This is a genomic window from Frankia tisae (genome assembly GCF_025403405.1).
Classification (GTDB): domain Bacteria; phylum Actinomycetota; class Actinomycetes; order Frankiales; family Frankiaceae; genus Frankia; species Frankia tisai.
Map to the genome: position 1 here is coordinate 1 of NZ_JANEZT010000356.1, position 6884 is coordinate 6884.

Annotated in this window: 9 protein-coding genes; 5 read left to right on the plus strand and 4 right to left on the minus strand. The window is 70.0% G+C overall.

Annotation, left to right across the window (positions count from 1 at the left end; translation table 11 throughout):
* Positions 1-730: 730 nt before the first annotated feature.
* Positions 731-1537, minus strand: coding sequence for a methylenetetrahydrofolate reductase (locus NBZ85_RS25220; protein ID WP_261558714.1), 807 nt, complete (start codon positions 1535-1537; stop codon positions 731-733).
* 13 nt (positions 1538-1550) lie between these two features.
* Between NBZ85_RS25220 and NBZ85_RS25225 the strand changes: the two genes are divergently transcribed.
* The 3 genes from NBZ85_RS25225 to NBZ85_RS25235 all read left to right on the plus strand — a co-directional run bounded on the left by NBZ85_RS25225 (position 1551) and on the right by NBZ85_RS25235 (position 3230).
* A complete protein-coding gene (locus NBZ85_RS25225) occupies positions 1551-1706 on the plus strand; it encodes a hypothetical protein (RefSeq protein WP_261558713.1) in 156 nt (51 codons plus the stop codon).
* A 25-nt stretch (positions 1707-1731) separates the two neighbouring features.
* The gene (locus NBZ85_RS25230; protein WP_261558712.1) at positions 1732-2592 is read left to right on the plus strand and encodes an SAM-dependent methyltransferase; all 861 of its coding nucleotides are present in this window, start codon (positions 1732-1734) and stop codon (positions 2590-2592) included.
* A gap of 281 nt (positions 2593-2873) precedes the next feature.
* Positions 2874-3230: a hypothetical protein gene (locus NBZ85_RS25235; RefSeq protein ID WP_261558711.1), complete on the plus strand. Its 357-nt coding sequence runs from the start codon at positions 2874-2876 to the stop codon at positions 3228-3230.
* A 27-nt stretch (positions 3231-3257) separates the two neighbouring features.
* On the opposite strand, the gene NBZ85_RS25240 is transcribed toward NBZ85_RS25235, so the two are convergent.
* Positions 3258-3458 carry a hypothetical protein gene (locus NBZ85_RS25240; protein ID WP_261558710.1) on the minus strand — a complete coding sequence of 67 codons (201 nt, stop codon included), beginning with the start codon at positions 3456-3458 and terminating at the stop codon, positions 3258-3260.
* A 157-nt stretch (positions 3459-3615) separates the two neighbouring features.
* Positions 3616-4176: a TetR/AcrR family transcriptional regulator gene (locus NBZ85_RS25245; protein ID WP_261558709.1), complete on the minus strand. Its 561-nt coding sequence runs from the start codon at positions 4174-4176 to the stop codon at positions 3616-3618.
* A 146-nt stretch (positions 4177-4322) separates the two neighbouring features.
* Here NBZ85_RS25245 and NBZ85_RS25250 point away from each other — a divergent pair, with 146 nt between their 5' ends.
* Together NBZ85_RS25250 and NBZ85_RS25255 are read left to right on the plus strand one after the other, a co-directional pair.
* Positions 4323-5072, plus strand: a complete 750-nt coding sequence (locus NBZ85_RS25250; protein WP_261558708.1) for an SDR family NAD(P)-dependent oxidoreductase — start codon at positions 4323-4325, stop codon at positions 5070-5072.
* A gap of 301 nt (positions 5073-5373) precedes the next feature.
* The gene (locus NBZ85_RS25255) at positions 5374-5985 is read left to right on the plus strand and encodes a recombinase family protein (protein WP_261558707.1); all 612 of its coding nucleotides are present in this window, start codon (positions 5374-5376) and stop codon (positions 5983-5985) included.
* A gap of 268 nt (positions 5986-6253) precedes the next feature.
* On the opposite strand, the gene NBZ85_RS25260 is transcribed toward NBZ85_RS25255, so the two are convergent.
* Positions 6254-6884, minus strand: a 631-nt coding sequence (locus NBZ85_RS25260) for a M48 family metalloprotease (RefSeq protein WP_261562716.1), incomplete at its 5' end; no start/stop codon positions are given.

The window sequence follows — 6884 nt, forward strand, 5'->3', positions numbered from 1 at the left end:
GCCGAGGGGGGCGGGGCACCCGGCTCATCACGTTCCCTCATTCCGTCTCGTATCGTCATTTTCGTATCATCGCCATCGATGAAACGTTAACTCGGATCGTTATACCACGGAACGGAACGACGATACGGGACGCCCGCCGTGTCCCGATCCTGACGCCCGGGAAGGGAGGGTTATCGGGCGTCAGGATCGGGGCGGCGCCGAGGGACGGGAGGGAACATGTCGCCGGCGATGACCGGGCCGGCTGTCCCGTCTCGCTGGATCTGCCCGCGTCTCAGCGAACCGGACGGGGAAGGTGCAGATCGAGCAGATTCCGCCGAACCGGCTGAGCGCACTGCCGAAGGGGGGCCACCGAGATACGGCAGAAAGGGGCAACGCGCGGTCGTAGCCCGGTGGCGTGCGGCTCCGGGTCGCCCGGTAGCCTCCCGGTCACTGTCGGCGGTGCGGTGCGGGGTGGTGCGGTGCGGGGTGGCCGGTGGCATCGATCGAGCGGACGGCGTATCCGCGGTTCGCGCGGACCCACTGAGCGCCAGGAGGTCGTCCGCGGGCGGTACTGGCCTCCTGTCAGACACCCGGGGCGGCAGGAAGATCGCCGCCGCGCGCGGGACGGATCGCCACCGGCGCTGGGCCCAGCGATCGCCCGCCCCCGTTCCCTGACCGCTTTCAGCGGGGGGTTACGGCCGCCCTATCCGGCCGGGGGGTACCAAGGACCTGCGAGAAACGGCCCGGGGGGTTAGAGAAGGTCCTCAAGTCGGGTGGCGACCTGGCGGTAGCGGCTGACCGGGACGAGGTGCACACCGGCGAAGGCGCCGCTGTCGCGTAGTCGTAGCACCTGGTCGCAGGCCGCTTCGACCCCGGCCGCCTGGTCCCGTTCGACTGCTTCGACGAGGTCGTCGGGGATGTCGATGTCGGGGATGGTCGCGGCGAGGCGGCGGGCCATCCCGGCGCTCGCGAGGACCATGACGCCGGCGTGGACTGGTAGTTCGACCGGATGGGCGTCGCGCCAGCGCAGCAGGGCGTCCACCGAGTAGCTGACCTGTACGAACAGGAAGTCGGCCGCTCGTTTCCATGCGGGCAGGGGACGTAGGCCGGCCGCGGCGCCGACCCGGAACGCCGGCATGTCCGCGAAGACCGGATTCTCGCTGGCCGCGCGGGCCTCGTCCATCATCGCGCGCACGGTCAGGTCGCTGGTCCGGTTCCCGGCGGTGGGTTTGTCGCCGTGGACGAACAGGAACTCCTCGACGCCGTAGGCCGCGGCGGTGAGCAGGTCGCGGCGGAAGCCGAGCAGGTTACGGTCGCGGGAGTTCACGCAGGCGATGCTGCGTCCCCCCATCGTCTGCACCTCGTGGGCGACGGCGATGCTCGACACCGTCGCGCGTCCGATGTGGTTGTCGGGGATCAGGAACGCGTCGGTGACGGGGCTCAGGACGCCGATCTGGTGGCGGGCGTGGGTCAGGTCCGGCCGGGTCGGCGGCTCGATCTCGCAGATCAGCTCGAAGCCGCGCACCGGACGTTCGTGACCCGCCGTGGAGTCCTGCATCCGGACAGGATAGGTGGACCCCGACGACCTGGCCACCGTCAGCCCACTGATCATGCGCACCATACGCCGCTTCGGCAACTGGTACTTGGACCTCACCCCGCCCAAGGACGTCGTCGCCATTAGGTTGAACCTGGCCCCCGGAACGCTGTTTCCCACCGCGCCGGTGTGACGCCCCGGCGGCCTAGGCTGAACGCATGACTGATGCGGCGGGCCGGGTCGAGCCGTCCGGGGTGTGGGCCACAGCCGTGGGCGTGGCCCGGGTGAGGGCGATGGAGACGGCACGCGAGCAGCCGCTGTTCCGGGACCCGCTGGCGCTGGCCTTCGCCACGGCCGGCGGGAGAGGCCCCGGGACGCCGCCGCCCCCGCACGCGGACGAGGCGGCGCGGCAGCGCTGGCTCGGGGTTGCCTTCTCGATCGTCATCCGGACGAAGTTCCTGGACGACCTGCTGGACCGGGCGGTCGCGTCCGGCGTCCGGCAGGTCGTGCTGCTCGGAGCCGGGATGGACAGCAGGGCCTTCCGGATGGACTGGCCTGCGGGGACCCGGCTGTTCGAAGTCGACACGGCCGAACCGCTGGGCTTCAAGGCCTCGGTGCTGCGTCAGGAGCGGGCCGTTGCGCGCTGCGAGCGGATCACCGTCCCGGTCGACCTGCGCGAGGACTGGCCCGGCGCCCTGGCCGCAGCCGGGCACGATCCGGCGCAGCCGACGGTGTGGATCGCCGAGGGACTGCTGATCTATCTGCCCGAGGACGCGGTGCAGTCGCTGCTCGAACGGGTCGGCGCGCTGTCCGCTACAGGCAGCAGGATGGGCCTGACACTGGGCACGCGCGGTGTGGTCGAACGCTTCCGCGGGGACGCCGCCGCGGGATCGGCAGCGTCGATGTGGGTCTCGGAGATGCCGCAGGACCCGGTCGGCTGGCTGGACGGCCTCGGCTGGGAGGCGGAGACCTTCACCCTGCGTGAACGCGCCGAGGCCTACGGGCATCCGGTGCTCACTCCATCGCAGCAGGACGAGGGCACCGGCGGACTGGTCTCGGCGGTGCGCGCGGCGCACTGAGCACGCGGACGGTGGGCCCGGGTCTGCATGGTGAGGCGTCGGGCCGGGGAGGGGTGTTGTGGCGCGTTCGTTAGGTGTGTCGCTGGCCGAGGCGTATCCGCAGGTCGCGGCGACGTGGTTGCAGGAGCGCAACGGCGGGCTGACGCCACGGTGCTGGGATTGCCAGAACCGCTGGTGGCAGGAGAACGAACCACGGCTGAAGGCGGAGCTGTCGGCCGCCGCGAAGGCAGCGGCCGACCGGGCGGGGAAGCTGCTGGGACGCCATCGTCCTGCCCGCGGACATGCCCGCGCCGCTGGCCACCGAGTGGCGTTGGTGGGCGGCCAAGCACATCCAGGGCGCCATCGCCGCCGAGGAGAAGATGGGCAAGGAAGGCCGCACGGACGAGGTCCTGGCCTCGGTCACCGAGATGGCTGCCCGGCTGACGCCGACCAAGGAGAAGGTCGGCCGGGCCGTAGCCACCGATGACGACGCCGCTGACCAGGTCGCGCAGAACCGGGCGAACGGCTACGGCCCGCCGAGCACTCCGCAGATCACCAAGGCGCTGACGGCAGCGGTCCTGGACTTCGCCCGGACCGTGCTGGGGCCGAACTGCCGCGCCTACCGGGAACTGCGGCTGCCGGTGGTTCCCGGCGGTTGAGCTCCCCGGAGGGGACTTCAAAGACGATCACGTGGGACTCCGTCCGATCATGGGGCTCAGCTCCCGCAGCATGACCGAGGAGCACCAGCGGGCGCCAGAGTCCCGGGGGTTGAGGGCCTCCCTCGCGAAGCGGGTGGCGAGGAAGTCCGCTCGGTGACCGTAGGCGGTGGGCTGGGAGGCGATCCGGCCTGCGGTCGTCCAGTCGACGGCGCAGACACTGGAGGTCACGGCTGTTATGTAGAGGTGGCGGACCTCCTCGTCGTGGACCAGGACCCGGGCGACCTGAGTACGCCGACGGCTGCGGCGAACACCAGGTTGACGCTGATGAACAACCCGAACGCCTCAGCCGGAACGCGGCGCAGCGTGAACAGGTCCGCGAGGAACGCTACCGGGGTGGACGCGGAAGAGCGGCCAGGGCCGTCTCGGTAATGCTGCGCAGGGTGCTCTCGTCGGTCCCGGCTTTGCCGAGGGCCTCGATGCCGCGGTGAACGGCCAGCAGCAGTCCGGCGAGTTGCTGCGCATCGGCAGCGGGGTTGATGTCGCCGTTGCGCTGACAGGCCTCGAGGTTGCCGGTGAGGGCCAGCTGGACGTTCTCGAAGGTTATCAGCGAGCGAGCCGCGACCACCTCGTCGTGCTCGGTCAGCTCGGCCGTGGCCTTGGCCACCAGGCAGCCGTGTTGGCGGCGCTCGGCGCAGGCGGTTGCGTGGCCCAGCAGATAGGCGGTGAGTCGCTCGAACGCCTGCTCGTCGTCACCGCTCAGATGGCGGTTAGCTGAGTCGATTGTCGCGTTGCAGTGATCGTCGTACACCCGATGGAAGAGCTTGCGCTTGCCGCCGAACGCCCCGTACAGGCTGCCCTTGCCCAGGCCGGTGGCGGCCGCGATCGCATCCATGCTGGTGCCCGCGTAGCCGGTCATCCAGAACTGGTCGCGGGCTGCGTCCAGCACGCTCTCCTCGTCGAACTCTCTCGGCCTCGCCACTGCGCCAGTCTAAGCGTTCTTGACTACATCGTCCATAAGCCTCTACGTTATGGACGATGCAGTCAAGAACTTCATCCAAGGGCGAGGCTTCGACGAGAGTGAGTGATCAGGCGATGAGTGGACTTCTGGACAGCAAGGTGGCCGTGGTCACCGGTGGGACGAGCGGGATCGGGCTGGCCATCGCCCGGCGATTCGTCGCCGAGGGTGCGCTGGTCTTCATCACCGGCCGCCGTCAGGCCCAGATAGACGCAGCGGCCGCGGAGCTCGGGCCGCAGGCCGTCGGGGTGCGGTGTGACGTGGGGAACCTGGCCGAGCTCGACGCCCTGTACGAGGTCATCAGGCAGCGGTCGGGCCGGATCGACGTCCTGGTGGCCAACGCGGGCGGCGCGGTGCCGGCCGTGCTCGGGGACATCACCGAGGAACAGTTCGACAGCATGTTCGCCACGAACGTGAAGGGCGCGGTCTTCGGGGTGCAGAAGGCGATGCCCCTTCTGTCGCAGGGGGCTTCGGTGATCCTCATCGGGTCGAGCACGTCCACGCGTCCTAGCCGGGGCATGGAGGTCTACGGCGCGACCAAGGCGGCGCTGCGTAACTTCGCCCGCAGCTGGACGCTCAACACTCGGGAGAACGGTTTCCGGGTCAACGTGCTGAGCCCGGGGGCGGTCCGGACCCCCGGCCTGCTCGGTATCGTCCCCGAGGACCAGCAGGACGACTTCGTCAAGATGATGGAGAGCGTGCTACCGGCAGGGCGGCTCGGCGACCCGGACGATGTCGCGTCGGCGGCTCTGCTCCTGGCCTCGGACACCGCTACGCACGTCAACGGCGCCGAGTGGTTCATCGACGGCGGATACACGAGCGTCTGAGGAGAACGATCTAGACGAGTAAGTCCCCACTCCCGGCCCAGCACGTACGGGTAGCTCTGTACACGTGACTACCGGACAGGTGTACCGGTCACGTGTACCGAGCAACGGCATGGTTGGCCGGGGCAACGGAGAAGGGTGTCGATGATCTGTCTGTGACGACAGACATCCACACCCTTCTCACCGCACTCTAATCGCGGGGTTCCAGACCCCCGCCGAACCCGGATTCGTTCTCAGAACACGTTCTCACTCACAAGCGGAACGGACCCCCTTCTGAGACTTGCATGGTGCGAAAATCCGGCCCATGACAGACCCTCAGCAGCCTTCCGCGACCGACCGCTCGGACGCGGGCGACCGCTCGGACGCGGGCGACGTCGAACAGCACGCCTGTCCGAAGTGCGATGCGCAGCCCGGCTCGCCGTGCCGCTCGCGCGGCGGCGCGGTCGCCTCCGCCTACCACACCCGCCGTTTCACGATGGTGCCCCGGCTGAAGAAGGCGCTGCGCGTGCCGACCCCGGCCGACCGCGGACCGGGCCGGCCATGGCGGCCGGGCACCCCGCCCCCGGCACCGATCAACCCGGACCTGCCGAGCGCGGACATCCGCATCGGCTACGCCCGCTGCTCGACCCTCGGGCAGGAACTCGACTCCCAGCTCGACGCCCTCAGTAAGCACGGCATCCCGAGGGACAAGATCTTCAGCGAGAAGATCAGCACCCGGGTGCGAGTCCGCCCCCGGTTCGAAGAGGCGCTGAGGACGGCACGGGAGGTCAAGGCACACGCCCCGCACTGCCGGGTCATCTTCACCGTGTACGAGATGAAGCGGCTCGGCCGCGACGCCGCCGAACTCACCGCGCTCGCCGACCACCTCACCGCCCACGGCCTGGTCCTGGCTGTCCCTTCTTCGTGCCGGTGGTGATGACGAGCCGCTTGGCGAGGGTGTTCCAGACGTCTAGCCGTTTGCAACGACTCATGAAACATGATCGCCGCAGGTGGGCCGCCGGGCAGGCGGGTGTTTCATGAGCGAACACCTATGAAACAGCCTCAGTGTCCGCGTTGTCGTCTCTTCGAGTCGGCGGACGTCCTCGCCGCCGCCTACGACACCGGTTCGTGCCTGTGACGTACAGGCCGCTGGCATGTGGCACGTTTCGCTCGTATTCCGGTCCCACCCCTTGCACTGCGACCGGTCAGGTCTGGTGCGCGAACGTCGCCTGCGCGCGTTCAAACCGGTGTTCGGTCGCGTGGGAGGTGTCGACGGCGGCGGCTGCGGTGGCCAGGATGAGCGCGGCGAGCGTGAGGGCCAGGGCGGGACGCGGTTTCGGCGGTGGCTCCCGCAGTGCCCGTGCCCGGTGGGCGAGGTCGGTGTGCACGGCGCCGAGCGCCGCGGTCGGCATGGTCACTGTGCCGGCACGGGCGAGGCCGGCACGGGCGAGGCCGGCACGGGCGAGGCCGGCGCGGGCGAGGGCCCGGACGGCGACCGCGCGGTTGTCGCTGGTCGCGGCGGCGTCTTCGTCGGCCCAGCGTTCGACGGCGAGCCGGACAGCGGCGGCGGAGGTCCGCAGCAGTGGGTTGGCGGCGGCGGCGAGGTCGGCGAGCTGGGTGTAGGCGTGGTGGCGGTGGTGCAGGTGGGAGTGTTCGTGGGCGAGGAGCACGCGGCGTTCGTCGACGGGGAGCGCGCGCAGCATCGCGGTGGACACGACGATCCGGCCGGTGAGTCCGGGCAGGGTGTAGGCGTCGGCCTGGTCGTCGTCGACGATGACGAGGCCGGTGGGGGCGGGTCCGAGCCGGCGGCAGGTGAGTTCGGCCGCGGCCAGATCC

Excerpts from the sequence above, each read along its gene's own strand:
- NBZ85_RS25220 (WP_261558714.1), bottom strand. The coding sequence starts at position 1,537 with ATGCAGGACTCCACGGCGGGTCACGAACGTCCGGTGCGCGGCTTCGAG.
- NBZ85_RS25230 (WP_261558712.1), top strand. The coding sequence starts at position 1,732 with ATGACTGATGCGGCGGGCCGGGTCGAGCCGTCCGGGGTGTGGGCCACA.
- NBZ85_RS25235 (WP_261558711.1), top strand. The coding sequence starts at position 2,874 with ATGCCCGCGCCGCTGGCCACCGAGTGGCGTTGGTGGGCGGCCAAGCAC.
- NBZ85_RS25250 (WP_261558708.1), top strand. The coding sequence starts at position 4,323 with ATGAGTGGACTTCTGGACAGCAAGGTGGCCGTGGTCACCGGTGGGACG.
- NBZ85_RS25255 (WP_261558707.1), top strand. The coding sequence starts at position 5,374 with ATGACAGACCCTCAGCAGCCTTCCGCGACCGACCGCTCGGACGCGGGC.